This window comes from Pantoea sp. NSTU24, assembly GCF_050157905.1.
Lineage (GTDB): Bacteria > Pseudomonadota > Gammaproteobacteria > Enterobacterales > Enterobacteriaceae > Pantoea.
In genome coordinates this window covers 3,245,459-3,270,340 of record NZ_JBKIWZ010000001.1, presented here as the reverse complement: position 1 = coordinate 3,270,340, position 24,882 = coordinate 3,245,459, and the positions used below count along the sequence as shown (strand labels likewise).

At 56.0% G+C, this 24,882-nt stretch carries 23 protein-coding genes; 2 read left to right on the top strand and 21 right to left on the bottom strand.

Translation table 11 applies throughout. The features are described from left to right. Nucleotides 1-17: 17 nt before the first annotated feature. Genes xylH through xylF form a run of 3 tightly spaced genes read right to left on the bottom strand, consistent with a single transcriptional unit; the run spans nt 18 to nt 3,736 of the window. Nucleotides 18-1,202 (bottom strand): xylose ABC transporter permease XylH, encoded by a 1,185-nt coding sequence (xylH, locus tag ACLHDD_RS15595; protein WP_427104798.1) that lies wholly within the window; start codon nt 1,200-1,202, stop codon nt 18-20. Then, the gene (locus ACLHDD_RS15590; RefSeq protein ID WP_427104797.1) at nt 1,195-2,715 is read right to left on the bottom strand and encodes a xylose ABC transporter ATP-binding protein; all 1,521 of its coding nucleotides are present in this window, start codon (nt 2,713-2,715) and stop codon (nt 1,195-1,197) included. The genes xylH and ACLHDD_RS15590 overlap by 8 nt, the downstream gene beginning before the upstream one ends. A gap of 28 nt (nt 2,716-2,743) precedes the next feature. Then, nucleotides 2,744-3,736 (bottom strand): D-xylose ABC transporter substrate-binding protein, encoded by a 993-nt coding sequence (gene xylF / locus ACLHDD_RS15585; RefSeq protein WP_427104796.1) that lies wholly within the window; start codon nt 3,734-3,736, stop codon nt 2,744-2,746. A 334-nt stretch (nt 3,737-4,070) separates the two neighbouring features. Between xylF and xylA the strand changes: the two genes are divergently transcribed. Both xylA and xylB read left to right on the top strand, forming a co-directional pair. Continuing rightward, nucleotides 4,071-5,393: a xylose isomerase gene (xylA, locus tag ACLHDD_RS15580; protein WP_427104795.1), complete on the top strand. Its 1,323-nt coding sequence runs from the start codon at nt 4,071-4,073 to the stop codon at nt 5,391-5,393. 17 nt (nt 5,394-5,410) lie between these two features. Continuing rightward, nucleotides 5,411-6,853: a xylulokinase gene (xylB, locus tag ACLHDD_RS15575; RefSeq protein WP_427104794.1), complete on the top strand. Its 1,443-nt coding sequence runs from the start codon at nt 5,411-5,413 to the stop codon at nt 6,851-6,853. 94 nt (nt 6,854-6,947) lie between these two features. On the opposite strand, the gene ACLHDD_RS15570 is transcribed toward xylB, so the two are convergent. From ACLHDD_RS15570 to rsmG, 18 genes are all read right to left on the bottom strand, one after another. Continuing rightward, nucleotides 6,948-8,189 (bottom strand): MFS transporter, encoded by a 1,242-nt coding sequence (locus ACLHDD_RS15570; RefSeq protein WP_427104793.1) that lies wholly within the window; start codon nt 8,187-8,189, stop codon nt 6,948-6,950. A gap of 104 nt (nt 8,190-8,293) precedes the next feature. After that, nucleotides 8,294-9,028: a phosphate signaling complex protein PhoU gene (gene phoU / locus ACLHDD_RS15565; RefSeq protein ID WP_009088225.1), complete on the bottom strand. Its 735-nt coding sequence runs from the start codon at nt 9,026-9,028 to the stop codon at nt 8,294-8,296. Between the two features lie 17 nt (nt 9,029-9,045). Continuing rightward, on the bottom strand, nt 9,046-9,819 hold the full coding sequence (gene pstB, locus ACLHDD_RS15560; protein ID WP_313656090.1) for a phosphate ABC transporter ATP-binding protein PstB: 774 nt from the start codon (nt 9,817-9,819) through the stop codon (nt 9,046-9,048). A gap of 44 nt (nt 9,820-9,863) precedes the next feature. After that, complete coding sequence (gene pstA, locus ACLHDD_RS15555) at nt 9,864-10,754, bottom strand: phosphate ABC transporter permease PstA (protein WP_427104792.1); 891 nt, start codon at nt 10,752-10,754, stop codon at nt 9,864-9,866. Next, nucleotides 10,751-11,713, bottom strand: a complete 963-nt coding sequence (pstC, locus tag ACLHDD_RS15550; RefSeq protein ID WP_427104791.1) for a phosphate ABC transporter permease PstC — start codon at nt 11,711-11,713, stop codon at nt 10,751-10,753. The genes pstA and pstC overlap by 4 nt, the downstream gene beginning before the upstream one ends. Before the next feature lie 86 nt (nt 11,714-11,799). Further along, nucleotides 11,800-12,843, bottom strand: a complete 1,044-nt coding sequence (pstS, locus tag ACLHDD_RS15545) for a phosphate ABC transporter substrate-binding protein PstS (RefSeq protein ID WP_427104790.1) — start codon at nt 12,841-12,843, stop codon at nt 11,800-11,802. Between the two features lie 165 nt (nt 12,844-13,008). Beyond that, nucleotides 13,009-14,838: a glutamine--fructose-6-phosphate transaminase (isomerizing) gene (gene glmS / locus ACLHDD_RS15540; RefSeq protein WP_427104789.1), complete on the bottom strand. Its 1,830-nt coding sequence runs from the start codon at nt 14,836-14,838 to the stop codon at nt 13,009-13,011. A 153-nt stretch (nt 14,839-14,991) separates the two neighbouring features. Beyond that, entirely contained in the window at nt 14,992-16,362 is a 1,371-nt protein-coding gene (gene glmU, locus ACLHDD_RS15535; RefSeq protein WP_427104788.1) for a bifunctional UDP-N-acetylglucosamine diphosphorylase/glucosamine-1-phosphate N-acetyltransferase GlmU, read from the bottom strand. A gap of 160 nt (nt 16,363-16,522) precedes the next feature. After that, on the bottom strand, nt 16,523-16,942 hold the full coding sequence (locus ACLHDD_RS15530) for a F0F1 ATP synthase subunit epsilon (protein WP_008926374.1): 420 nt from the start codon (nt 16,940-16,942) through the stop codon (nt 16,523-16,525). Nucleotides 16,943-16,966: 24 nt separating this feature from the next. Further along, a complete protein-coding gene (atpD, locus tag ACLHDD_RS15525) occupies nt 16,967-18,364 on the bottom strand; it encodes a F0F1 ATP synthase subunit beta (protein WP_111141395.1) in 1,398 nt (465 codons plus the stop codon). A 30-nt stretch (nt 18,365-18,394) separates the two neighbouring features. Continuing rightward, on the bottom strand, nt 18,395-19,261 hold the full coding sequence (gene atpG, locus ACLHDD_RS15520; RefSeq protein WP_128084224.1) for a F0F1 ATP synthase subunit gamma: 867 nt from the start codon (nt 19,259-19,261) through the stop codon (nt 18,395-18,397). Between the two features lie 52 nt (nt 19,262-19,313). Next, complete coding sequence (atpA, locus tag ACLHDD_RS15515; RefSeq protein WP_003849532.1) at nt 19,314-20,855, bottom strand: F0F1 ATP synthase subunit alpha; 1,542 nt, start codon at nt 20,853-20,855, stop codon at nt 19,314-19,316. A 14-nt stretch (nt 20,856-20,869) separates the two neighbouring features. Beyond that, nucleotides 20,870-21,403, bottom strand: a complete 534-nt coding sequence (gene atpH, locus ACLHDD_RS15510) for a F0F1 ATP synthase subunit delta (RefSeq protein ID WP_111140951.1) — start codon at nt 21,401-21,403, stop codon at nt 20,870-20,872. A 14-nt stretch (nt 21,404-21,417) separates the two neighbouring features. After that, a complete protein-coding gene (gene atpF, locus ACLHDD_RS15505) occupies nt 21,418-21,888 on the bottom strand; it encodes a F0F1 ATP synthase subunit B (RefSeq protein WP_111140950.1) in 471 nt (156 codons plus the stop codon). A 108-nt stretch (nt 21,889-21,996) separates the two neighbouring features. Beyond that, complete coding sequence (atpE, locus tag ACLHDD_RS15500) at nt 21,997-22,236, bottom strand: F0F1 ATP synthase subunit C (protein WP_003849523.1); 240 nt, start codon at nt 22,234-22,236, stop codon at nt 21,997-21,999. 105 nt (nt 22,237-22,341) lie between these two features. Then, a complete protein-coding gene (atpB, locus tag ACLHDD_RS15495; RefSeq protein WP_111140949.1) occupies nt 22,342-23,160 on the bottom strand; it encodes a F0F1 ATP synthase subunit A in 819 nt (272 codons plus the stop codon). Nucleotides 23,161-23,168: 8 nt separating this feature from the next. Next, complete coding sequence (gene atpI, locus ACLHDD_RS15490; protein WP_427104787.1) at nt 23,169-23,549, bottom strand: F0F1 ATP synthase subunit I; 381 nt, start codon at nt 23,547-23,549, stop codon at nt 23,169-23,171. 709 nt (nt 23,550-24,258) lie between these two features. Further along, nucleotides 24,259-24,876 carry a 16S rRNA (guanine(527)-N(7))-methyltransferase RsmG gene (gene rsmG / locus ACLHDD_RS15485; protein WP_427104786.1) on the bottom strand — a complete coding sequence of 206 codons (618 nt, stop codon included), beginning with the start codon at nt 24,874-24,876 and terminating at the stop codon, nt 24,259-24,261. Nucleotides 24,877-24,882: the final 6 nt, after the last annotated feature.

The window sequence follows — 24,882 nt, the reverse complement described above, 5'->3', positions numbered from 1 at the left end:
TGTGATCGCCCGCGCGATTACACCCGACGCCGCGTTGCCGTATCCATCCAGACCGCCAGCAGCAGGATCGCGCCTTTGACGATGTACTGCCAGAAAGTCGGCACATCCATCATGCTCATGCCGTTGTCGAGCGAAGCCATGATGAAAGCACCCATGACGGCGCCCGCCACCGATCCCACTCCGCCCGCCAGACTGGTTCCGCCAATGACGCAGGCGGCAATAGCATCCAGTTCGGCGATGTTACCCGCCGACGGTGAGCCTGCGCCCAGGCGTGAACTGAGGATCAGACCGGCGATCGCCACCATCACGCCGTTGATGGCAAATACCGCCAGCTTGGTACGTGCGACATTGATGCCTGACAGCCGTGCGGCGTCAATGTTGCCGCCGATGGCGTAGATGCGACGGCCAAATGCAGTGCGGGTCGCCATAAACATGCCCGCCAGCAGCAGCACGGCCAGCAGTAACACTGGCGTAGGGACGCCGCGATAGTCATTGAGCAGCCAGATGGCACCCAGTACCAGAATGGCGGTGATCGCCTGACGTCCCACGGCGCCGCTGGCTGCGCCCTGTGGCAGCCCAAGCTGTTGACGACGCAGCCGCAGCCGCCATTGCCAGAGCATAAACAGCGCCAGACCGGCGATGCCAAAGCCAAAACCGACACCGTCCGGCAGATAGCTCTGGCCAATCTGCGACATGCCCGGCGTGATGGGCGCAACGGTCGTGCCATCAGTGATGCCGACCAGCACACCACGGAAGGCCAGCATTCCCGCCAGGGTCACGATAAACGAGGGCACTTTACGGTAGGCCACCCACCAGCCATTCCAGGTGCCCAGCAGCAGCCCCATGACCAGCGTCACTACGATGGTCAGGGGCAGCGGCCAGCCGAGCCAGACGTCAAAAATAGCGGCCGCCCCGCCCAGCAGCCCCATCATCGATCCCACAGAGAGGTCGATTTCGGCCGAAATAATCACAAAGACCATGCCGACCGCCAGAATGCCGGTGATGGCAGTCTGGCGCAGCAGGTTAGAAACGTTGCGCGCACTGAGCCAGGCGCCGTCGGTGGTCCAGGTAAAGAACAGCGCAATCAGCACGATCGCGCCCAGCATCACCAGAACCTGCAGGTTAGGCAGCGTGACGCTGCCCGGTGACGGCTTGCCCGGCGTGCCGGAAAGGCGACCCGGGGTACTTTCACTTTTAAGCATAATGTTCACTCCGCAGGGCGGCTTCCATCACCTGCTCCTGAGTCAGATTGTCGTTAATCAGATCGGCTTTGATCTGCCCTTCATGCATCACCAGAATCCGGTCGCTCAGACCCAACACTTCCGGCAGCTCAGAGGAAATTACGATCACCGCAATACCCTGCTGAACCAGGGTATTAATCAGCAGATAGATCTCCTGGCGCGCACCCACGTCAATGCCGCGTGTAGGCTCATCGAGGATCAGGATTTGCGGATTCAGCAGCAGGCACTTCGCCAGAATCGCTTTCTGCTGATTGCCTCCGCTTAACCGGCCAATCGGCAGTTCTGATGAAGAGGTTTTTACCCGCAGCCGGCTGATGGCATCGTTAATCGCCTGCTGCTCCTGCGCTTCATCCAGGGTAGAGAGCCGATGACTGAACTGGTCCAGCGCGGCCAGGGTGATGTTTTTGCCTACCGCCATCAGCGGCACGATGCCATCTTTTTTACGGTCTTCCGGCACCATGGCGATGCCGTGCGCAATGGCGGCGCGACAATCGGGGATGCTCACCTGTTGGCCATTAATCCAGATATCGCCCTGCCAGCGCCCTGGCCAGACGCCAGACAGACACTGCACCGTTTCGGTCCTGCCTGCGCCCATCAGCCCGGCAATGCCAAGGATTTCACCGCGCCTGAGCGTGAACGAGACATTGCTGACGCGACGGATATGGCGATTGATCGGATGCCACGCGGTGAGGTTTTCGACCTTCAGTATCTCTTCGCCAATCTGATGCGGCGCATGAGGATAGAGCGCGGTCAGCTCACGGCCGACCATCATGGTGATGATGTCATCTTCGCTCAGGCCTGCGGCTGGTCGGGTGGCGATATGCTGGCCGTCGCGGATGACGCAGATAACGTCGGAGATCGCCCGTACTTCATTCAGCTTGTGCGAGATGTAGATGCAGGCGATGCCATGTTCACGCAGGTTACGGATGATGCCGAGCAGCACCCCGGTTTCCTGCTCCGTCAGAGACGAGGTCGGCTCATCCAGGATCAGCAGCCGGACCTGCTTGTTCAGCGCGCGGGCGATTTCCACCAGCTGCTGCTGGCCCAGGCCTAACTCACCGACCCGGGTAGCGGGCGAGACGTTCAGTCCGACCCGCGCCAGCAGCTGCTGGCAACGCAGGGTCATGGTTTCATCATCCACCATGCCGAAACGACTGAGTTCGGCACCGAGAAAGATGTTCTCCATCACCGTCAGCTGCCGCACCAGCGCCAGCTCCTGATGAATAATCACGATGCCTTTGCGCTCGGTATCGCGAATGGTCTGCGCCTGAATGTCGTCGCCAGCGAAGTGGATCTGCCCCTCAAAATCGCCATGCGGATAGAGTCCGCACAGGATTTTCATCAGCGTCGATTTTCCTGAACCATTCTCCCCGCACAGCGACATCACTTCACCCGCGTCCAGCTGCAGGCTGACATCATTCAGTGCCTTCACGGCACCGAAACGCTTGGTGATGTTTCTCATTTCCAGCAGCATAGATGGTCCTCCCTCACGCTGTGCGCGGTCAGAGTTCGCTCTGTTTGTGGAAACCGTCTTTCACCACGGTGCTTTCAATATTGTCTTTATTGACCGGAATGGGCTTCAGCAGCCGTGACGGCACCTCTTTAAGCCCATTATTCAGTTTGCTGTTGCTGGCGGGGGTTTTACCGTCGCCCAGCTCGACCGCGATTTTCGCCGCTTCCGTCGCCAGCTCGGTGATCGGTTTGTACACCGTCATGGTCTGGGTGCCCGCGTTGATGCGCTTAATCGCAGCCAGATCCGCATCCTGGCCGGAAATCGCGACTTTTCCTGCCAGCCCCTGCGCACTCAGCGCCTGAATCGCACCGCCCGCGGTGGCATCATTAGAGGCCACCACCGCATCGATATGATTACTGTTCGCCGTCAGGGCGTTTTCCATAATTTTCAGGGCATTTTCCGGCAGCCAGGCATCGACCCACTGATCGCCAACAATTTTAATCGCGCCACTATCGATATAAGGTTTTAACACTTTCATCTGCCCGGCACGGAACAGGTGGGCGTTATTATCCACTGGTGAACCGCCCATTAAAAAATAGTTGCCCTTAGGCACCTGTTTCACAATGCTTTCGGCCTGCAGCTCGCCTACTTTTTCATTATCGAAAGAGATATAGAAATCAATATCGGCATTATTTATCATGCGGTCATACGCCAGTACTTTAATGCCTTCACGTTTCGCTTCAGCGACAACATTACTCAATACCTGACCGTTATAGGGAATAATGACCAGCACATCGACACCGCGGTTGATCATATTTTCAATCTGCGACATCTGCGTTTCTTCATTGCCGTTGGCTGACTGGACAAACACTTTAGCGCCCAGCGTTTCAGCCTGTTTCACAAAAATATCGCGGTCTTTCTGCCAGCGTTCCAGTCGCAAGTCATCAATCGCCATACCGATTTTCACTTCTTTTGCCACGCTGGTCTGGCTGAACAGCGCCAGCGCCGCGCAGACAGCGAACAGTGCATGTTTCATCTTCATTATGGTTATCCTGTAGGTTGAGGCTATTGTCATTTCAGGCCGATAAACCAGGCGAATGAATTGTTGCCCTTCTTTTCCGGTTACAGCAATTACTGATTTTTATCCGGCTATTACGTTTTTTGGTTTATTTCTTTTTTTATGAGCGCGATCGAGGTTTCATCTTTTTCGGACAACAGAAAACCCCGACTGTAATGAGTTTTATTTTGCGACTCAGCGCACAAATAATAATTATCTGAAAGCCGGAGTGAAATATCGTAATTGAGCCGTCGCCGCCGCCTCTGTCAAATAGGGCTTCAACGCAGACCATTCGGGTACTGATGCTAAGGAGCAAACCATGCACGCTTATTTCGATCAGATCGATCGGGTTCGTTATGAAGGCACCCGGTCGACGCATCCTCTTGCGTTTCGCCACTACAATCCCGACGAGGTGATCCTCGGTAAAACCATGGCGGAGCACCTGCGCTTTGCCGCCTGTTACTGGCACACCTTCTGCTGGAACGGCGCGGATATGTTTGGTGTCGGTGCCTTTGACCGTCCCTGGCAGAAAAGCGGTGATGCACTGCAACAGGCAAAGTTCAAAGCCGATGTCGCCTTTGAGTTTTTTTATAAGCTGAATGTTCCCTGGTACTGCTTCCACGATGTCGACGTGTCGCCGGAGGGTGATTCGCTGCGCAGCTACAAAGAAAATTTCGCCGCCATGACGGATACGCTGCTGGAAAAACAGCAGGAGACGGGGGTGAAACTGTTGTGGGGCACGGCGAACTGCTTTACGCATCCGCGCTACGGCGCCGGCGCCGCCACCAATCCCGATCCGGACGTCTTTGCCTGGGCCGCGACGCAGGTCTGCAGCGCCATGCAGGCGACGAAAACGCTGAGCGGCGAAAACTATGTGTTGTGGGGCGGCCGTGAAGGGTATGAAACCCTGCTGAATACCGATCTGCGTCAGGAGCGTGAGCAGATTGGCCGCTTTATGCAGATGGTAGTGGAGCACAAACATAAAATCGGCTTCCAGGGCACGCTGCTGATTGAGCCAAAACCGCAGGAGCCAACCAAACATCAGTATGACTATGATGTCGCTACGGTTTATGGCTTCCTGAAGCAGTTCGGGCTGGAGAAAGAGATCAAGGTTAACGTGGAGGCGAACCACGCCACCCTGGCCGGTCACGCTTTCCATCATGAAATTGCGACCGCGATTGCGCTGGGTATTTTCGGTTCGGTGGATGCCAACCGTGGCGACGCGCAGTGCGGCTGGGACACCGATCAGTTCCCGGTCAGCGTGGAAGAGAATGCGCTGGTAATGTATGAAATCCTGAAAGCAGGCGGCTTTACCACCGGCGGCTTAAACTTTGATGCCAAAGTGCGTCGTCAGAGTACTGACAAATATGACCTCTTCCACGGTCATATTGGCGCAATGGATACCATGGCGCTGGCGCTGAAGGTGGCGGCCCGCATGATCAGCGACGGCGAGCTGGATAAACGTGTGGCGCAGCGCTACAGCGGCTGGAATGGTGAGTTCGGCCAGCAAATTCTGAAAGGGGAGTTTTCACTGGCGGCGCTGGCAGCGCATGCTCAGCAGCAGCAGCTTAATCCGCAGCATCAGAGCGGACGCCAGGAGCAGCTGGAAAATCTGGTGAATCATTACCTTTTTGATTTTTAACGCTTCAGGAGCAGAGCATGTTTATCGGGATCGATTTAGGCACCTCCGGCGTCAAAGTGGTGCTGATGGATGCACAGGGCAACGTGGTGGCCACGGAAACGGCATCACTGCAGGTTTCGCGTCCGCAGCCTTTGTGGAGCGAACAGGATCCCGAAAGCTGGTGGCAGGCGCTGGATGCGGCTATGCAGGCGCTGAGTGCGCAGCAGAATCTGCAGGCCGTGCAGGCCATCGGGCTGAGCGGGCAGATGCACGGGGCGACGCTGCTCGACAGCGCTGACCGGGTTTTGCGGCCGGCCATGCTCTGGAATGATGGACGCAGCGAGGCGCAGTGCCGTGAGCTGGAGCAGAGGGTGCCGGATTCGCGGGCGATCACCGGTAATCTGATGATGCCCGGCTTTACGGCACCCAAGCTGCTGTGGGTACAGCAGAACGAACCGGCGATCTTCAGTCAGATCGCACATGTCCTGCTGCCTAAAGATTATCTGCGCTGGCGAATGAGCGGTGATTTCGCCACCGATATGTCCGATGCCGCAGGCACGATGTGGCTGGATGTGGCAGAGCGGGACTGGAGCGACGTGATGCTGCGCGCCTGTGGCCTCAGCCGCGATCAGATGCCGACGCTTTATGAAGGTAATGAACAGACCGGTTGGCTGCACGCGGAACTGGCGACCCGCTGGAAGATGAAGGCGGTGCCGCTGGCGGCTGGCGGCGGCGACAATGCGGCGGGTGCGGTGGGCGTTGGCATGACGGAGCCGGGTCAGGCGATGCTGTCGCTGGGCACGTCGGGCGTCTATTTTGTCGTGAGTGATGGCTACCTGAGTAATCCGCAGCGCGCGGTCCACAGCTTCTGCCATGCCTTACCGCAGCGCTGGCATCTGATGTCGGTGATGCTCAGTGCAGCCTCCTGCCTCGACTGGGCAGCCACGCTGACCGGCTGCCGGGATGTGCCTGAGCTGCTGGCTGAAGCTGAGCGCGCACGTGATGACGTGCCCGCACTGTGGTTTCTGCCCTATCTTTCCGGCGAACGCACGCCGCACAATAATCCTCATGCCCGGGGCGCTTTCTTCGGTTTCACCCACCAGCATGGGCGTCCGGAACTGGCGCGATCGGTACTGGAAGGGGTCGGGTTTGCCCTGGCGCAGGGAATTGACGTGGTGCACGAGTGCGGCATCAGGCCCGGGAGCATTATGCTAATCGGCGGCGGCGCGCGCAGTGCGCTGTGGCGTCAGATGCTGGCGGATATCAGCGGTCAGACGCTGGATTACTGCCATGGCGGGGATGTTGGCCCTGCGCTGGGTGCGGCACGGCTGGCGCAGCAGGCACTGGATCCTGGCGTGACCTTACCGACACCGGCGCGGGTGCAGCGCCATCAGCCCGATCCGGCCAGGATGACCGGCTACGCATCGCGCCGGGCGACCTTTGCCACGCTCTATCAGCAGCTCCTGCCGCTGATGCATTGACCTCTTAAGGCGGCCTGGCCGCCTGCTCTCTCTAAACCTCTCACTGAATAGACCGCGCCGGAATGCGGTTTCCCGGCGCGTTATCAGGACAGCATCAGCCAATGGCGCCCAGCGTATCGTCCTGTCCCTGCTTCTTCGGCAACAGAAACAGCGTCGCCACAATATCCAGCAGGTAGATCAGCGCCAGCAGGGTGATGGCCGCCGTGAATGAGAACTGACTCGCCAGCAGACCGATTACCACCGGGCCAAATCCGCCGACGCCGCGTCCCAGATTAAACAGCACGTTTTGCGCGGTGGCGCGCACCTGAGGCGGGAAAGTATCGGAAATCAGTGCACCGTAGCCGCCAATCATGCCGTTAACGAACATCCCCATGATGGCACCTGTAAACAGCATCACATTCGGGTCGTGGAGCTGCGCATAAATCACCACCATCGCCACCGCGCCGAACTGATAGAGCAGGAAAATTTTCCAGCGTGCAAAGCGATCGGCCAGCACGCCAAACAGCCAGATGCCGAAGGTCATGCCGACGACGGTCACGGCGGTCCAGAGACCCGACTTTGTCAGGCTGAAGCCAAAGCTGGAAGAGAGGTAGCTCGGCATCCAGATCATCAGCCCGTAGTAGCCAAAGTTCTGGACGGAGCAGAGGATAAAAATGCCGAGGCTGGCTTTGGCGGTGGCGCGGTCGCGCACCAGCAGCTTCAGGCGCGCCGGAAATGAGAGCGACGGCACATGCTTAACCTGCTTCTGATACGCCTCCGGTTCACCCATACCACGGCGGATGGCAAACGACACCAGCGCAGGCAATACACCAACCAGGAACATGCCGCGCCAGCCAATCATGGCCAGCAGCGGCGGTGTGATAAAGGCGGCCATCAGTACCCCCAGCTGCCAGCCTATGCCGACCCATGCAGAGGCGCGATTGCGTTTCTCCACAGGCCAGGCTTCGGCAATCAGCGCCATGCCGATACCAAATTCGCCGCCCAGGCCGACACCTGCCAGCGTCCGCCAGGCAAGCAGATCCCAGTAGCCCTGCGCCACCGCGCACAGGCCGGTAAAGATTGAGAAGACCAGGATGGTGACGGTCAGCATACGGATGCGACCAAAACGATCGCTGAGATGACCAAAGACGATGCCACCGATAACCGCGCCAATCAGCGTCCAGGTCACCAGCGATCCCGCCTGTGAGGAATTGAGCGCCAGCGAAACGCTGATCGCCGGCAGCATAAAGCCGAGTATCAGCAGGTCAAATCCATCCATGGCATAACCACTGACCGCAGCCAGCATCGCTTTGCCGGGGGACACGCCCGGCGCAGATTGGGGAGAACGGGAGTTCATTGCGCACCTCTGAAAGAAAAGTGCCGCAATTATAAAGAGAGTTCAGGATGTGACCAATTGAAAAGGCTTATCCCTGCGCCGGACAGGCGCAGGGATCGCTGTTATCAGGACGGTCGGTTGCTGCCATCGTCACCTGAGAGCAACTCGTCGAGACGGTCGCCGCCGACATGCCGGAAATCCTGACCTTTAACAAAATAGAAGATGATTTCGCAGATGTTCTGACAGCGATCGCCGATACGCTCAATGGCGCGGGCACAGAACAGGGCCGTCAGCACGCTGGGAATGGTTCGCGGATCTTCCATCATATAGGTCATCAGCTGACGCACAATGCCTTCATACTCTTTATCCACCTTCTTATCTTCGCGGTAGATGGTAATGGCTTCGTTGAGATCCATGCGCGCAAAGGCATCCAGCACATCGTGCAGCATCTGCACGGTGTGACGCCCCAGCGACTCCAGACTCACCAGCAGCGGCAGGTGCTGCTGACCAAATTTTTCCAGCGCCGTGCGGCTGATCTTTTCCGCCACGTCACCGATACGCTCCAGCTCGGAGATGGTTTTGATGATCGCCATCACCAGACGCAAATCAATCGCGGTAGGCTGACGCTTGGCGATGATGCGCACGCACGCCTCATCAATCTCGACCTCCATCATATTGACCTTCTGGTCACCGTCGATCACCCGCTGCGCCAGTTCGCCGTCCAGGTTATGCATCGCGGTAATGGCATCGGTCAGCTGCTGCTCGACCATGCCGCCCATGATCATCACCTGGGTACGGATATGCTCCAGCTCGGCATTAAACTGACCGGAGATGTGTTTATTCAGATTCAGATTATCCATGTCGATCTCCTGTCAGATCAGCCGTAGCGGCCAGTAATGTAATCTTCGGTTTGCTTTTGTGCGGGCTTAGTAAACAGCGTATCGGTGTCGCTGAACTCGATCAGTTCGCCCAGATACATGAAAGCCGTATGGTCAGAGCAGCGGGCCGCCTGCTGCATGTTGTGCGTCACGATCACCACGGTGTAATCCTGTTTCAGCTCGGTGATCAGCTCCTCGATACGGCCTGTAGAGATAGGGTCCAGCGCAGAGCAGGGCTCATCCAGCAGCAACACTTCCGGGCGAATCGCGATGCCGCGGGCGATGCAGAGACGCTGCTGCTGGCCGCCGGAAAGACTGTAACCGCTCTGGTGCAGCTTGTCTTTGGTTTCATTCCACAATGCCGCCTTGGTCAGCGCCCACTGCACGCGCTCATCCATATCGGCACGCGAGAGTTTTTCAAACAGGCGGACACCAAAGGCGATGTTGTCATAGATCGACATCGGGAACGGCGTCGGTTTCTGGAAGACCATGCCGACGCGGGCGCGCAGCAGCGCGATATCCTGCTGGGTTGCCAGAATATTTTCGCCATCCAGCAGAATGTCCCCTTCTGCCCGCTGCTCAGGATAGAGTGAGTACATTTTATTAAAGGTACGCAGCAGGGTCGACTTACCGCAGCCCGATGGCCCGATAAACGCGGTGACCTGATTCTTAGCAATATCCAGATTGATGTTCTTCAGCGCATGAAACTTGCCGTAATAGAAGTTCAGATTACGCACCTGGATTTTACCGGCTGAGGCTGTCGCGATACTCATAATTCATCTCTCTTATACGGCGCCGCTCAGGGCCGCGCCGGAAGTTAACCGTGTTTACCTTTGGCGAAAATGACCCGCGCCAGAATATTCAGCAGCAGCACGCAGAAGGTAATAATCAGCACGCCTGCCCAGGCCAGGCTCTGCCATTCGGCGAAGGGGCTCATAGCGAACTTAAAAATGGTGACCGGCAGGTTCGCCAGCGGCTGCATCATGTCGGTGCTCCAGAACTGGTTCGACAGCGCCGTGAACAGCAGCGGGGCGGTTTCACCCGCAATGCGGGCGATAGCCAGCAGCACGCCGGTGATAATCCCGGAGACCGACGCTTTCAGGGTGATGGCCGAAATCATTTTCCACTTCGGCGTACCAAGCGCATAGGCGGCTTCACGCATGCTGTCCGGCACCAGACGCAGCATGTTTTCGGTCGTGCGGATCACAATCGGCACCTGCAGCAGCGCCAGCGCAATCACCCCGGCCCAGCCGGAAAAATGCTGCATCTGCGACACGACAAGGGTATAGACGAACAGGCCGACCACAATCGAAGGTGCTGACAGCAGAATATCGTTAATAAAACGGATGACCTCTGACAGAGCGGATTTGCGCCCATACTCCGCCAGATAGATCCCGGCCATGATGCCCAGCGGCGTCCCGAAAAAGGTCGACCAGAAAATCAGTAAGCCACTGCCCGCCAGGGCATTCGCCAGACCGCCGCCTGCCGTGTTCGGTGGTGGGGTCGATTCGGTGAACAGCGACAGGGAGAGGCCATCCACGCCACGCGTCACGGTGGTGAACAGGATCCAGACCAGCCAGAACAGCCCGAAGGCCATCGTCAGCATCGACAGCGTCAGGGCAATTTTATTTTTGGTGCTGCGCCAGGCCTGCATTTTGCGGCGTGACGCGTCCAGTTCGGCACGCGCCTGAATTTCAATCGTGGTCATGAGCGCGCTCCTTCACTTTTCGCCAGACGCATAATCATCAGTTTTGAAATCGCCAGCACGATAAAGGTAATCACAAACAGGATCAGGCCCAGCTCCATCAGCGCCGCGACGTGGACGCCCGACTCCGCTTCCGCGAACTCGTTGGCCAGCGCCGAGGTGATACTGTTGCCCGGCATAAACAGCGACGGGCTGTCGAGCTGGTAGGTGTTGCCGATGATAAAGGTCACCGCCATCGTCTCACCCAGCGCACGACCCAGCCCCAGCATCACCCCGCCAATCACGCCGTTTTTGGTAAACGGCAGAACGATGCGCCAGATCACTTCCCAGGTGGTGCAGCCAATACCGTAGGCGGATTCTTTCATCATTACCGGGGTCTGCTCGAAGACGTCGCGCATGACCGAAGCGATGTAAGGAATGATCATGATCGCCAGAATGACGCCTGCGGCGAGGATCCCGATGCCGAACGCGGGGCCGGAGAAGAGCTCGCCCACAATCGGAATGCCCGACATCACGTCGTTGACCGGCGTCTGAAAATATTCGGCAAACAGCGGCGCAAAGATAAACAGGCCCCACATGCCGTAAACAATACTCGGAATCGCCGCCAGCAGTTCGATGGCGGTGCCCAGCGGGCGACGCAGCCAGCCTGGCGCGAGTTCAGTCAGGAACAGCGCGATACCAAAGCTCACCGGCACGGCGATGATCAGCGCGATAATCGAGGTCACAAGGGTGCCGTAGATCGGTACCAGTGCGCCAAACTGTTCGTTGGGCGCATCCCAGGTTTTGGTCCACAAAAAGGCGAAACCAAATTTCTGGATGCTGGGCCACGAGGAGATGATCAGGGAGACGATAATGCCGCCCATCAGTAACAGGACAATCAGCGCCGCTAGCCTGACCAGCGCGCCAAAAATTCTGTCACCCTGTTTGCCTGGGGCTTTGAATGCCGGCTTCGTTGCAGCCATAAAAGTCTCGGTCTTCAGAAGTTATCAGGGCGGCATCACGCCGCCCGCAGGATTGACCGGCGCAGTGTCCGGTCAGGGTCGGTCCATTACTGATACAGCGCTTTACCAGAACTGTCTTTGATGTTGGCTTTCCAGGCGGCGCGAATCTGTTCGGTCACGCTATCCGGCAGCGCAGCGTAATCCAGCGCGGTGGCCGTTTTGCTGCCGCTTTTGTACGCCCAGTCAAAGAACTTCAGCACTTCGGCGCCCTTGGCCGCATTCGCCTGATCTTTGTAGATCAGGATGAAGGTGGTTGAGGAGATAGGCCAGGCATCCGTTCCCTTCTGGAAGGTCAGATCCTGTGCGAACGATTTGCTCCAGTCAGCGCCTTTCGCCGCATTGCTGAAGCTGGTTTCGCTCGGCGCGACCGCTTTGCCATCGGCATCCATCAGTCTGGTGTAGGTCAGGTTGTTCTGTTTGGCGTAGGCGTATTCCACATAGCCGATGGAACCCGGCAGACGCTGAACGAAGGCGGCGACGCCGTCATTGCCTTTACCGCCCAGACCGACCGGCCAGTTAACGGTGTTGCCTTTACCAATTTTGCTGTTCCACTCTTCGTTCACTTTCGCCAGATAGCTGGTGAAGACGAAGGAGGTGCCTGAACCGTCAGCGCGGCGTACCACGTTGATGTTGGTTTCCGGCAGTTTCACACCCGGGTTGAGTTTCGCAATCGCCGGGTCGTTCCACTTTTTGATGGTGCCGAGGTAGATATCACCCACGGTTTTGCCATCCAGCGTCAGCTGACCTGACTTGATGCCCGGCAGGTTAACCGCCAGCACCACGCCACCGATTACGGTCGGGAACTGGAACAGGCCATTTTTCTGCAGGTCTTCCTCTTTCATCGGTGCATCTGACGCACCGAAATCCACGGTTTTGGCGATGATCTGTTTCACGCCGCCAGATGAACCGATACCCTGGTAGTTAATTTTGCTACCGGTGGCTTGCTGATATTCTGCTGCCCACTTGGCATAAACCGGCGCCGGGAACGTCCCGCCTGCGCCAGTGAGATCGGTTGCCGCAAAAGCAGAGACCGCGCTTACAGCGAAAGTGGTGGCGAGGAGTCGGGCTACGGTGCTACGCATCAGTGTCATGTTCCCTCCAGGGGAGAAAAGTCAGGCTCGGGGCCGTTTTAGTAAGAGTCAGTGATTGCTGCAGGAGGGAAAATAGGACAGTTTGATGACAGTGAAATGTACGAAATATGACAGTTATATGACAGTGCGCTGAAATGAAGCGGGCCCACGACGGGGCCCACTTTTTTATTCCACGGTAACCGATTTAGCCAGGTTACGTGGCTGGTCGACGTCGGTGCCTTTAATCAGGGCGACGTGATAGGAGAGTAACTGCAACGGCACGGTGTAGAAGATTGGCGCAATCACCTCTTCCACATGTGGCAGCGGGATAATCTTCATCCCGTCGCTGTCGCTGAAGCCCGCATCCTGGTCCGCAAAGACGTAGAGCAGACCACCACGCGCGCGCACCTCTTCGATGTTGGACTTGAGCTTTTCCAGCAGTTCGTTGTTAGGGGCTACCACGATCACCGGCATATCGGCATCGATCAGTGCCAGCGGGCCATGTTTCAGCTCGCCTGCAGCGTAGGCCTCTGCATGAATGTAGGAGATCTCCTTGAGCTTCAGCGCCCCTTCCATCGCGATCGGATACTGATCGCCACGGCCCAGGAACAGCGCGTGATGCTTGTCGGAGAAGCCTTCGGCCAGATTCTCAATCAGCTTATCCTGCGCCAGCATCTGCTCAATGCGGCTCGGCAGCGCCTGCAGCGCATGCACGATCTCATGCTCGGTGTCGGCAGACATCCCTTTCAACCGGCCCAGTTTCGCCACCAGCATCAGCAGCACTGCGAGCTGCGTGGTAAAAGCTTTGGTGGAGGCGACGCCGATTTCGGTGCCCGCTTTGGTCATCAGCGCCAGGTCAGACTCGCGCACCAGGGATGAACCCGCCACGTTGCAGACCGCCAGCGATCCCAGGTAGCCCAGCTCTTTCGAGAGACGCAGCGCCGCCAGCGTATCAGCCGTTTCGCCGGACTGCGACAGGGTAATCAGCAGGCTGTTTTTGCGTACCGCGGATTTGCGATAGCGGAATTCCGAGGCGATTTCCACATCGCAGGGAATGTTGGCCAGCGACTCAAACCAGTAGCGTGACACCATGCCGGAATTATAGGAGGTGCCACAGGCGATAATCTGGATATGCTCGACCTGGCTCAGCAGCGCCTCTGCGCCCGCGCCCAGTTCGCTGAGATCAACCTGTCCCTGGCTGAACCGGCCGCTCAGGGTGCTTTTCAGCGCCATCGGCTGTTCGTAGATCTCTTTCTGCATATAGTGGCGGTAGATGCCCTTGTCACCGGCATCATATTGCAGATTTGATTCGATCTCCGCGCGCGTCACCGTGTTGCCTTCACGATCAACGATCGTGACATCACGACGGCTGATCTCAGCAATATCACCCTCTTCCAGATAGATAAACCGGCGGGTGACCGGCAGCAGAGCGAGCTGATCGGAGGCAATAAAGTTTTCACCGACGCCGCGACCGATAACCAGCGGACTGCCGGAGCGGGCGGCCACCAGCAGTGACGGATCGCGGCTGTCCATGATCACCATGCCATAGGCACCCCGCAGTTGTGGGATGACCCGCAGCACAACTTCGCGCAGCGAACCGCCCTGCTTCTGCTCCCAGTGAACCAGATGTGCCACCACTTCGGTGTCGGTTTCAGAGGCAAAGACGTAGCCACGTTCGATCAGCTCCGCGCGAAGCGGCTCATGGTTCTCAATGATGCCGTTGTGTACGATGATGATGTGCTCTGAGACATGCGGATGCGCGTTCGCCTCCGAAGGCTCACCATGGGTGGCCCAGCGCGTATGCGCGATACCGGTGCCCCCAATCAGCGGCTGCTGTTCGGCCGCTTCCGCCAGTTTCTGCACTTTTCCCAAACGACGCAGGCGCGTAACGTGCCCCTGACGATCGACCACGGCCAGACCGGCCGAATCATATCCGCGATATTCAAGACGACGCAGACCTTCCAGCAGGATCTCTGCAATATCGCGTTGTGCTACTGCACCAACAATTCCACACATAATGATGTTTTCCTGACTACATGGCTTTTCGCCACTTCTGTTGTCATGCGACCTGATATCCGGCGTTGCCGGTTCCCCGAGCCTTGTAGAGAGTGGGGATTATAGTTCTGGCACTGCACTGCATCGGCCCGCGTAAAGCGGGCCGTTAAAATTTTATTTTTTCTTTACCGGACGCTGCCAGTCCGCTTTGTGATTCTGCGCTTTGCCGTTGTAGACCAGACCTGCCTCAGTCACATCCTTCATGATGGTGGTGCCTGCTGCAATGGTGGTGCCTGCCGCCACGCTGACCGGCGCCACCAGCTGGGTGTCCGATCCTACAAAGACATCATCGCCGATCACGGTTTTCGATTTATTGGCGCCATCATAGTTACAGGTAATGGTGCCCGCGCCGATGTTTACGTTATTGCCAATCTCGGCGTCACCGAGATAGGAGAGGTGACCGGCTTTTGATCCCTTGCCCAGGCGTGCTTTTTTCATTTCAACGAAGTTGCCTACGTGGGCGGCCTCCGCCAGCTCGCTGCCAGGACGCAGACGGGCAAAGGGACCGACGGTACAGGCGGTCGCCAGATTTGCATCCTCGATCACCGTATAGGGGCTGATTTCGCAGTCGTCGCCAATCACGCTGTTTCTGATCACGCAGCCCGTGCCGATTTTCACGCGCGCCCCCAGCGTGACATCGCCTTCAATAATGACGTTAGTATCGATTTCCACATCCCGGCCATGCGTCAGCGTGCCGCGCAGGTCGAACCGCGCCGGATCGCGCAGCATCACGCCCGCCAGCAGCAGTTTTTCTGCCTGCTCAGCCTGGAAGGTGCGCTCCAAGGTTGCCAGCTGCAGCCGGTTATTCACGCCATCGGTTTCACTGATGCGTGCTGGATGGACCGCCTTAATCATCCGCCCCTCCAGATGCGCCAGCGCGATGATGTCGGTAATGTAATATTCACCCTGCGCGTTGTTATTGGTGAGCTGCGCCAGCCAGCGTTTCAGATCGCCGCCGTTGGCAATCAGGATGCCGGTATTGATCTCATTGATGCGGAGCTCTGCCGGACTGGCATCTTTCTGCTCGACAATGCCGGTGATGATGCCGTTTTCACGCACAATACGGCCGTAGCCAGTGGGATCGTCCAGCACGACGGTGAGTAAACCGATGCCGCCCTCGGGTTTTGCATCACGCAGACGCTGCAGCGTGGCCCCGGCGATCAGCGGCACGTCGCCGTAGAGCATCATAATGTCTTCATCGTCAGCAAATGCCGGCGCCGCCTGCTGCATCGCATGGCCGGTGCCGAGCTGCTCCGCCTGCAGCACCCAGTTAAGTGTGCTGTCGGTCAGCGTCGCTTTGAGACGGTCGCCGCCGTGGCCATAAACCAGATGCACCTGCTGCGCACCCAGCCCTTTAGCGGCATCAATCACATGCTGAACCATCGGTTTGCCTGCCAGCGTGTGCAGCACTTTAGGCAGATCGGAATACATACGGGTGCCCTTGCCAGCGGCCAGGATCACCACACTCATTGCACTGTTAGACATAACCATCCTGAGTGAATTTTTACGGGTGAAAGTAAAGCGGTTTGGGGTTGAGATTACTACATTTTTCTCAGGCCGAAATTAGGCGAACAGGCAGATCGGGCTGGTCAGACAAAAAAAATGCCAGCCCGAGGGCTGGCATTTCGTGACGCATAAAGCTGGATTACATCGCTTTTTTGGTCAGTTCGATCACGCGCAGTTTAGCAATGGCTTTCGCCAGCTCGGCAGAGGCCTGAGCATAGTCCACGTCGCCGTGGCTGCTGTTCATGTGCTCTTCTGCTTTGCGTTTTGCTTCCAGAGCACGCGCTTCATCCAGGTCGGTACCGCGAATCGCGGTATCGGCCAGGACAGTGCTGCTGCCCGGTTGCACTTCCAGCACGCCGCCAGAGAGGTAAATATACTCCTCTTCACCGTGCTGTTTCACGATACGGATCATTCCAGGCTTAATGGCAGTCAGCAGCGGCGCATGGCCAGGGAAAATCCCCAGTTCACCTTCGCTACCTGACACCTGAATTTTCTGTACCAGACCAGAGAACAGCTGTTCTTCTGCGCTGACCACATCCAGGTGATAAGTCATAGCCATAATCTTCCTCCCGGGAAACCGTTATTACAGTTTCTTCGCTTTTTCCACGGCTTCTTCGATGGCACCAACCATGTAGAAGGCCTGCTCTGGCAGGTGGTCAAACTCACCTTCCATGATGCCTTTAAAGCCACGGATAGTGTCTTTCAGCGTAACGTATTTGCCCGGTGAACCGGTGAATACTTCCGCTACGAAGAATGGCTGAGACAGGAAGCGCTGAATCTTACGCGCACGTGCCACCAGCAGTTTGTCTTCTTCAGACAGCTCATCCATACCGAGGATGGCGATGATGTCTTTCAGCTCCTGATAACGCTGCAGCAGTGACTGAACGCCACGCGCAACATCATAGTGCTCCTGACCCACAACCAGCGGATCCAGCTGACGGCTGGTGGAATCCAGCGGGTCAACGGCCGGGTAGATACCCAGAGAGGCGATCTGACGGCTCAGCGTAACGGTTGAGTCTAAGTGCGCAAAGGTGGTCGCTGGTGACGGGTCAGTCAGGTCATCCGCAGGGACGTAAACGGCCTGTACGGAGGTGATTGAACCGGTTTTGGTGGAGGTAATACGCTCCTGCAACACACCCATCTCTTCGGCCAGCGTTGGCTGGTAACCTACTGCAGATGGCATACGACCCAGCAGTGCAGACACTTCTGTACCGGCCAGGGTGTAACGGTAGATGTTATCGATGAACAGCAGAACGTCGCGGCCTTCATCACGGAATTTTTCCGCCATGGTCAGACCGGTCAGTGCCACGCGCAGACGGTTACCCGGCGGCTCGTTCATCTGGCCATAGACCAGGGCAACTTTATCGATAACGTTTGAGTCGGTCATTTCGTGGTAGAAGTCGTTACCCTCACGAGTACGCTCACCCACACCGGCAAACACAGAGTAACCTGAGTGTTCAGCCGCGATGTTACGGATCAGTTCCATCATGTTGACGGTTTTACCTACACCCGCACCACCGAACAGACCCACTTTACCGCCTTTAGCAAACGGGCACATCAGGTCGATAACCTTGATGCCGGTTTCCAGCAGTTCCTGCGAGTTAGACTGTTCTTCATAAGAAGGCGCTGCACGGTGAATAGAGGCGATCTCTACTGCGCTGCCATCTTCTTCTTTCAGGTCGCCTTTCATATCGATTGGCTCGCCGAGAACGTTCATGATACGGCCCAGGGTCGCTTTACCGACGGGTACCTGAATCGGTTTCTGCAGGTCGTTGACACTCAGACCACGCTTCAGGCCATCAGACGTACCCATTGCAATGGTACGTACTACGCCGCCGCCCAGCTGCTGCTGAACTTCCAGCACCAGACGCGCATCACCATTCATCACCTCAAGGGCGCTGTACACTTGCGGTACCGCGTCCTGAGGGAATTCGACGTCAACAACGGCGCCGATAATCTGGACAATCTTTCCAGTTGCCATCTTGAATCCTCTACCTAATTCCAAACCTGGTTAAACCGCGGAGGCCCCCGAGACGATCTCGGTAAGTTCCTGGGTGATGCTGGCCTGACGAGCTTTGTTGTAAATCAACTGCAGCTCTTTGATCAGATTTCCGCCGTTGTCGGTTGCAGCTTTCATTGCCACCATACGTGCGGCCTGCTCACTGGCCAGATTTTCCACCACACCCTGATAAACCTGCGATTCGACATAACGACGCAGCAGGGTATCCAGCAGCGCTTTCGGATCGGGTTCGTACAGGTAATCCCAGGTCTTCGCCTTCATCTCTTCTTCACCTTCCGCTGGCGCTAACGGCAGCAGTTGGGTGATGGTCGGAGTCTGAGACATGGTGTTATTGAACTTGTTACTGACGATCATCAGCTTGTCGATGCGGCCTTCATCATAAGCCTGCAACATCACTTTTACCGGGCCGATCAGATCGGACAGGGCAGGTTTATCGCCCATGCCGCTAACCTGCGCCACGATGTTGCCACCCACAGCACTGAAGAATGACGCCCCTTTAGAGCCGATAATCGACAGATCGCTCTGCACGCCTTTATCGGACCAGGACTTCATATCCGCCAGTAATTTTTTGAACAGGTTAATGTTCAAACCACCACAAAGCCCGCGGTCTGTTGAAACGACCAGGTAGCCGACGCGCTTCACGTCGCGCTCTTCCAGGTAAGGGTGCTTGTATTCCAGATTACCCAACGCAAGGTGACCAATCACTTTGCGCATGGTGTCTGCATACGGACGGCTGGCCGCCATGCGTTCCTGCGTTTTACGCATTTTGGAGGCGGCGACCATTTCCATCGCTTTGGTGATCTTCTGCGTGTTTTTCACGCTTCCGATCTTGCTTCGTATCTCTTTTGCGCCGGCCATTAGCTTCTCCTCAAAGCCTTGCGGCCTGTCTTTTCAGACAAGCCGCCAGACATTACCAGGACTGGGTTGCTTTAAACGTATCGATCAGGCCTTTCAGCTTCGCTTCGATATCGTTGTTAAAGTTGCCAGACTGGTTGATTTCAGCCATCAGCTCAGCGTGGTCGCGATCGGCGAAAGCCAGCAGCGCAGCTTCGAAGCTGCCAATTTTTGCCAGTTCAACGTCGTTCAGGTAGCCACGCTCTGCAGCGAACAGAACCAGACCCTGCTGCGCGACAGACATCGGCGCATACTGTTTCTGCTTCAGCAGCTCGGTCACTTTCTGACCGTGGCTCAGCTGTTTGCGGGTTGCATCATCCAGATCGGAAGCGAACTGCGAGAACGCCGCCAGTTCACGATACTGTGCCAGCGCGGTACGGATACCACCGGACAGTTTTTTGATGATCTTGGTCTGAGCAGCACCACCTACACGGGATACCGAAATACCTGGGTTAACCGCCGGACGAATACCGGAGTTGAACAGGTTCGATTCCAGGAAGATCTGACCATCAGTAATCGAGATTACGTTGGTCGGAACGAACGCAGAAACGTCGCCCGCCTGGGTTTCGATGATCGGCAGCGCGGTCAGTGAACCGGTTTTACCTGTCACTGCGCCATTGGTGAAACGTTCTACATAATCAGCGCTTACGCGTGATGCACGTTCCAGCAGACGGGAGTGGAGATAGAACACGTCGCCAGGGAACGCTTCACGACCTGGTGGACGACGCAGCAGCAGCGAAATCTGACGGTAAGCGATAGCCTGCTTGGAGAGGTCATCATAAACAATCAGTGCATCTTCACCGCGGTCACGGAAGTATTCACCCATCGCACAGCCTGCGTATGGAGAGAGATACTGCAGTGCAGCAGATTCAGACGCAGACGCCACAACAACGATGGTGTTCTGCAGTGCGCCATGCTCTTCCAGCTTACGAACCACGTTAGAGATGGTTGAGGCTTTCTGACCAATCGCAACGTAGACACACTTGATGCCTGAATCGCGCTGGTTGATGATCGCATCGATCGCCATCGCGGTTTTACCGGTCTGACGGTCACCGATGATCAGCTCACGCTGGCCACGGCCGATTGGAATCATCGCATCGACAGACTTATAACCGGTCTGAACCGGCTGGTCGACTGACTGACGATCGATAACGCCAGGCGCAATCACTTCGACCGGTGAGAAACCGTCGTTGTCGATAGCACCTTTACCGTCGATAGGCGCACCCAGGGTGTTCACGACGCGGCCCAGCAGGCCACGGCCTACCGGTACTTCAAGAATACGGCCAGTACACTTAACCTTCATGCCTTCGGCGAGGTCAGCGTAAGGGCCCATCACCACTGCACCAACCGAGTCACGCTCGAGGTTCAGGGCGATAGCGTAACGGTTACCCGGCAGGGCAATCATCTCACCCTGCATCACATCGGCCAGGCCGTGTACGCGGATGATACCGTCACTTACAGAAACAATCGTACCTTCGTTGTGAGCTTCACTCACGACATTGAACTGAGCAATGCGCTGCTTGATCAGTTCGCTGATTTCGGTGGAATTCAGTTGCATATGCTCCAGTCCCCTTAAGACTGCAAGACGTCAGCCAGACGGTCAAGACGGCCGCGTACGCTGCCATCAATAACCAGATCACCCGCACGGATGATCACGCCTGCCATCACAGACTTATCAATTTTGCAATTCAGCTTAACTTTGCGTGACAGACGTTTTTCCATCGCGGCGCTGATTTTATTCAGCTGGTCGTCACTCAGCGTACTGGCGGAGATAACATCGACTTCAGCGGTAGCTTCGTGAGCGTCACGCAGTTCGATGTAAAGTGCCAGTACAGCCGGAAGCGCTGTCAAACGTCCGTTTTCCGCCATCACCTTAATCAGGTTCTGCGCGGGTTCATCCAGTTGATCACCACAGACTGCGTTAAACGACGCTGCCAACGCTTCGGGTGCTAAGGCACCTGAAAGAAGATCAGCCATCTGTTCATTGCGAGCCACTTCTGCGGCAAACGCCAGCATCTGTTGCCAGCGTTCTATACTTTGATGCTCAACAGCAAAGTCAAAAGCTGCTTTGGCGTAGGGGCGAGCTACAGTAATCAGATCAGACATCAGCCCCTCCCTCCTTACAGTTCAGCGACCAGTTTATCAACGATGTCGCTGTTAGCAGCTTCATCCACGGAACGTTCGATGATCTTCTCGGCACCAGCCATCGCCAGCAACGCAACCTGCTTACGCAGCTCTTCACGCGCACGTTTGCGTTCGGCGTCAATTTCAGCCTGCGCTTGTGTCACGATGCGATTACGTTCGTTTTCAGCTTCGGTTTTGGCTTCGTCCAGAATCTGCGCGCGACGCTTGTTCGCTTGCTCGATAATGACCTGAGCGTCTTCTTTGGCTTTTTTCAGCTGGTCGGTCGCATTAGCCTGCGCGAGATCCAAATCTTTCTTTGCACGTTCAGCAGAAGCAAGGCCTTCAGCAATTTCTTTCTGGCGCTTTTCGATGGCAGCCATAATCGGCGGCCATACGTACTTCATGCAGAACGCGACAAACAGGATGAACGCGATAGCCTGGCCGAGGATTGTTGCATTAATGTTCACAGCACAATGCCTCTAGATTGAGTATTTAACTTTTCTGCCGTTATCGTTGTGATAAGCGGCAGAATCCGTTCACCCCTGCACATTGTGCGTTGAGTGAACACAGGGGCTTTAGGCGACAGCAAACATCACGTACAGACCCAGACCAACAGCGATCATCGGGATTGCATCCACCAGACCCATTACAACAAAGAACTGCGTACGCAGCAGAGGAATCAGGTCAGGCTGACGAGCAGCGCCTTCCAGGAATTTTCCTCCGAGGATGCCGATACCGATCGCAGCACCGATTGCCGCCAGGCCCATCATCACAGCGGCAGCCATGTACAGCAGATCCATATTCAGGTTTTCCATGACAGTCTCCAGTTTGTTTCAGTTAAATGCTCCCTTCATCTTCCGGGCTTCAGCGGCGTGCGCTGCCACCCGGAATCAGGAGGGAAAGTAGTGTTGAGAAAAAAATCAATGCTCTTCAGATGCCATCGACAGATAGACGATCGTGAGGACCATGAAAATGAAAGCCTGTAGCGAAATGATCAGGATGTGGAAAATGGCCCACGGCACATTCAGCACCCACTGCGACCACCACGGCAACAGACCGGCAATAAGGATAAAGATCAGTTCACCCGCATACATGTTACCGAACAGTCGTAAACCCAGTGACACAGGCTTAGACAGCAGGCTGACCCCTTCCAGAATCAGGTTGATCGGGATGAAGATCGGGTGGTTAAAAGGCTGCAGCGTCAGCTCTTTCGTGAAGCCGCCAATGCCTTTCATTTTGATGCTGTAGAACAGAATCAAAATAAATACGCCCAACGCCATAGACAGCGTGATGTTCACGTCTGCAGATGGTACGACGCGCAGCGCCGGTAACCCCAACAGATGCTCACCAATATATGGCAGCAGGTCGATTGGCAGCAGATCCATGAAGTTCATCAGGAAGACCCAGACAAAAATTGTCAGAGCCAGCGGGGCGATAAGTTTGCTCTTACCGTGATACATGTCGCGCACGTTACTATCAACGAAACCGACAACCAGTTCGATAGCCGCCTGCATTTTCCCTGGCACACCGCTGGTGACAGATTTCGCCACGCTACGGAACAACACCAGGAAGATAACTCCCAGCACCAGAGAGAAAAACATGGAATCGATATTTAATACCCAGAACGTCGCGGGAGCGTCGTGCGGATTCACTAACTCGAAGGTACGCAGGTCCAACTGAAGATGTGTCAGGTGGTGACCAATGTACTCTTGCGGAGTAGAGATTTCTCCTGCAGCCATGATGCCTCTTACCCTTTGTTGTTAATTACCGCCGGTGCCAGCATTTGTACCACCAGCACCGATAACCAGGTTACTCCGACCGGCCAGAAAGCCGCTCCGAATAGACCCAACGCCACAATGAGCAAAATGATGGTCGCAAACACTTTGGCTATTTCACCCAAAGCGAAGCTCCACGCGACTCGCCCCGAAGCGGGGGGTTGCCCCTGCAGGCGCCAGGCTAAAAACAAAAACAATACGTTTGGCAGCCAGGCTGCCGCACCGCCAGCCAGAGCAGAGACACCCCAGATGACATCTTTCACAGCAAAGAGTGCACCGATGATGACTATCGTCACCAGCTGAATCATCAGCACCGTTCGGGCGAATTTTACACTGTAAAGAGACACTGACATGACGCTGATACTCTCCTGCCCCGTTAGGGGTATGTCGCGTGTCGTATAAGACTGCCTTTGCGCAGTTGAGTCAAGCAGCAAAAGCCGTGCAAATTATACGGGCCGCACCTGCGATTTCAATCGGTAAGTAGCGAAAAGGTGAACAATTATTTAAATTTCTTTCCGGAAGGCTATTTTTCTAAAGATCGCCCTGCGGAGATTCACCCAAATCTGACCAAAAAATCTCGTGCATCGGGCTTTTAAAGCGTGCTTTAGATCACATAATAAGCAAACCTGCCAGCCTGAGTTTTATCTTCGCGCTATTTAAGAACAATCCGTAACAAATATTAGCCTTTTAAAATCATAGGGTTAAGATTTTATAGCAGCCTTTCCAAAACTATTTTTATCGAAAACACGCTATTGACAGCCAACAGTGTCCGATAAACGTGAAATTGATATTACGTACGCAAAGTTATTACCACGATATATTTTCAGCCGTGACTACTTCTATTCCGTTACTCCGCTATACAGGTGATATTTCTGATAACTGAATGTGAATTATTCGTTAAATGTAACAGAGCTTTTCGGATAATTTCCGTCGCCCTTTTTAACCTTCACATCGCTTAGGCTGAATCAGAAACTTTTTTTGATTCTGTATCGTCTGCGCATTTTTCCCGCACCCCGCCTGGAGCGGGGGCTGAAAAGTATGCAACTCCTGCCCGGCATGCCCCTACTGGCGACGAAGGATCACCAGATGGCGGTCGCCTTCCAGCTGCGGAACCTGCAACCTGATGACCGCCTCAGAGACGTAGCCAGCCGGTAATTCAGCCAGTTCATCATCCGGACGCACGCCTTTGAGCGCGAAAAAGCGCCCTTCCCTGCCCGGCAGATGATGACACCAGTTCACCATATCGGTGAGCGATGCAAAGGCCCGGCTGATGACGCCATCAAAAGGGGGTTCAGCCGAAAACGCCTCAACCCGGCTCTGAACCGGAGTAATGTTAGTGAGTCCTAACTCATGCTGAACCTGGCGCAGAAAACGGACCCGTTTGCCCAGACTGTCGAGCAGCGTAAAGTGAGCATCCGGCATCACGATAGCCAGCGGAATCCCTGGCAGGCCGGGACCGGTGCCGACATCGATAAAGCGTGAACCGCAAAGGTGCGGCGCTACAACAATGCTGTCGAGGATATGGCGAACCAGCATCTGCTGCGGGTCGCGCACCGAGGTCAGGTTGTAGGCTTTGTTCCACTTGTCCAGCAGGCCGACATAGGCAATCAGCTGCTGTTTTTGTTGTTCGGAGAGGGAAATACCGGCTGCTTTCAGCAGCGATGTGAGTGTGTTGATCACAGCATA

What these genes read in the sequence shown, in the direction of transcription:
- ACLHDD_RS15570 (WP_427104793.1), bottom strand. Translation starts at nt 8,189, where the DNA reads ATGAACTCCCGTTCTCCCCAATCTGCGCCGGGCGTGTCCCCCGGCAAA.
- atpH (WP_111140951.1), bottom strand. Translation starts at nt 21,403, where the DNA reads ATGTCTGATCTGATTACTGTAGCTCGCCCCTACGCCAAAGCAGCTTTT.
- atpE (WP_003849523.1), bottom strand. Translation starts at nt 22,236, where the DNA reads ATGGAAAACCTGAATATGGATCTGCTGTACATGGCTGCCGCTGTGATG.
- xylB (WP_427104794.1), top strand. Translation starts at nt 5,411, where the DNA reads ATGTTTATCGGGATCGATTTAGGCACCTCCGGCGTCAAAGTGGTGCTG.
- atpB (WP_111140949.1), bottom strand. Translation starts at nt 23,160, where the DNA reads ATGGCTGCAGGAGAAATCTCTACTCCGCAAGAGTACATTGGTCACCAC.
- glmU (WP_427104788.1), bottom strand. Translation starts at nt 16,362, where the DNA reads ATGTCTAACAGTGCAATGAGTGTGGTGATCCTGGCCGCTGGCAAGGGC.
- xylF (WP_427104796.1), bottom strand. Translation starts at nt 3,736, where the DNA reads ATGAAGATGAAACATGCACTGTTCGCTGTCTGCGCGGCGCTGGCGCTG.
- glmS (WP_427104789.1), bottom strand. Translation starts at nt 14,838, where the DNA reads ATGTGTGGAATTGTTGGTGCAGTAGCACAACGCGATATTGCAGAGATC.
- atpG (WP_128084224.1), bottom strand. Translation starts at nt 19,261, where the DNA reads ATGGCCGGCGCAAAAGAGATACGAAGCAAGATCGGAAGCGTGAAAAAC.
- xylA (WP_427104795.1), top strand. Translation starts at nt 4,071, where the DNA reads ATGCACGCTTATTTCGATCAGATCGATCGGGTTCGTTATGAAGGCACC.
- pstA (WP_427104792.1), bottom strand. Translation starts at nt 10,754, where the DNA reads ATGACCACGATTGAAATTCAGGCGCGTGCCGAACTGGACGCGTCACGC.
- atpD (WP_111141395.1), bottom strand. Translation starts at nt 18,364, where the DNA reads ATGGCAACTGGAAAGATTGTCCAGATTATCGGCGCCGTTGTTGACGTC.
- pstS (WP_427104790.1), bottom strand. Translation starts at nt 12,843, where the DNA reads ATGACACTGATGCGTAGCACCGTAGCCCGACTCCTCGCCACCACTTTC.
- xylH (WP_427104798.1), bottom strand. Translation starts at nt 1,202, where the DNA reads ATGCTTAAAAGTGAAAGTACCCCGGGTCGCCTTTCCGGCACGCCGGGC.
- pstC (WP_427104791.1), bottom strand. Translation starts at nt 11,713, where the DNA reads ATGGCTGCAACGAAGCCGGCATTCAAAGCCCCAGGCAAACAGGGTGAC.
- atpA (WP_003849532.1), bottom strand. Translation starts at nt 20,855, where the DNA reads ATGCAACTGAATTCCACCGAAATCAGCGAACTGATCAAGCAGCGCATT.
- ACLHDD_RS15530 (WP_008926374.1), bottom strand. Translation starts at nt 16,942, where the DNA reads ATGGCTATGACTTATCACCTGGATGTGGTCAGCGCAGAAGAACAGCTG.
- atpI (WP_427104787.1), bottom strand. Translation starts at nt 23,549, where the DNA reads ATGTCAGTGTCTCTTTACAGTGTAAAATTCGCCCGAACGGTGCTGATG.
- ACLHDD_RS15590 (WP_427104797.1), bottom strand. Translation starts at nt 2,715, where the DNA reads ATGCTGCTGGAAATGAGAAACATCACCAAGCGTTTCGGTGCCGTGAAG.
- pstB (WP_313656090.1), bottom strand. Translation starts at nt 9,819, where the DNA reads ATGAGTATCGCGACAGCCTCAGCCGGTAAAATCCAGGTGCGTAATCTG.
- phoU (WP_009088225.1), bottom strand. Translation starts at nt 9,028, where the DNA reads ATGGATAATCTGAATCTGAATAAACACATCTCCGGTCAGTTTAATGCC.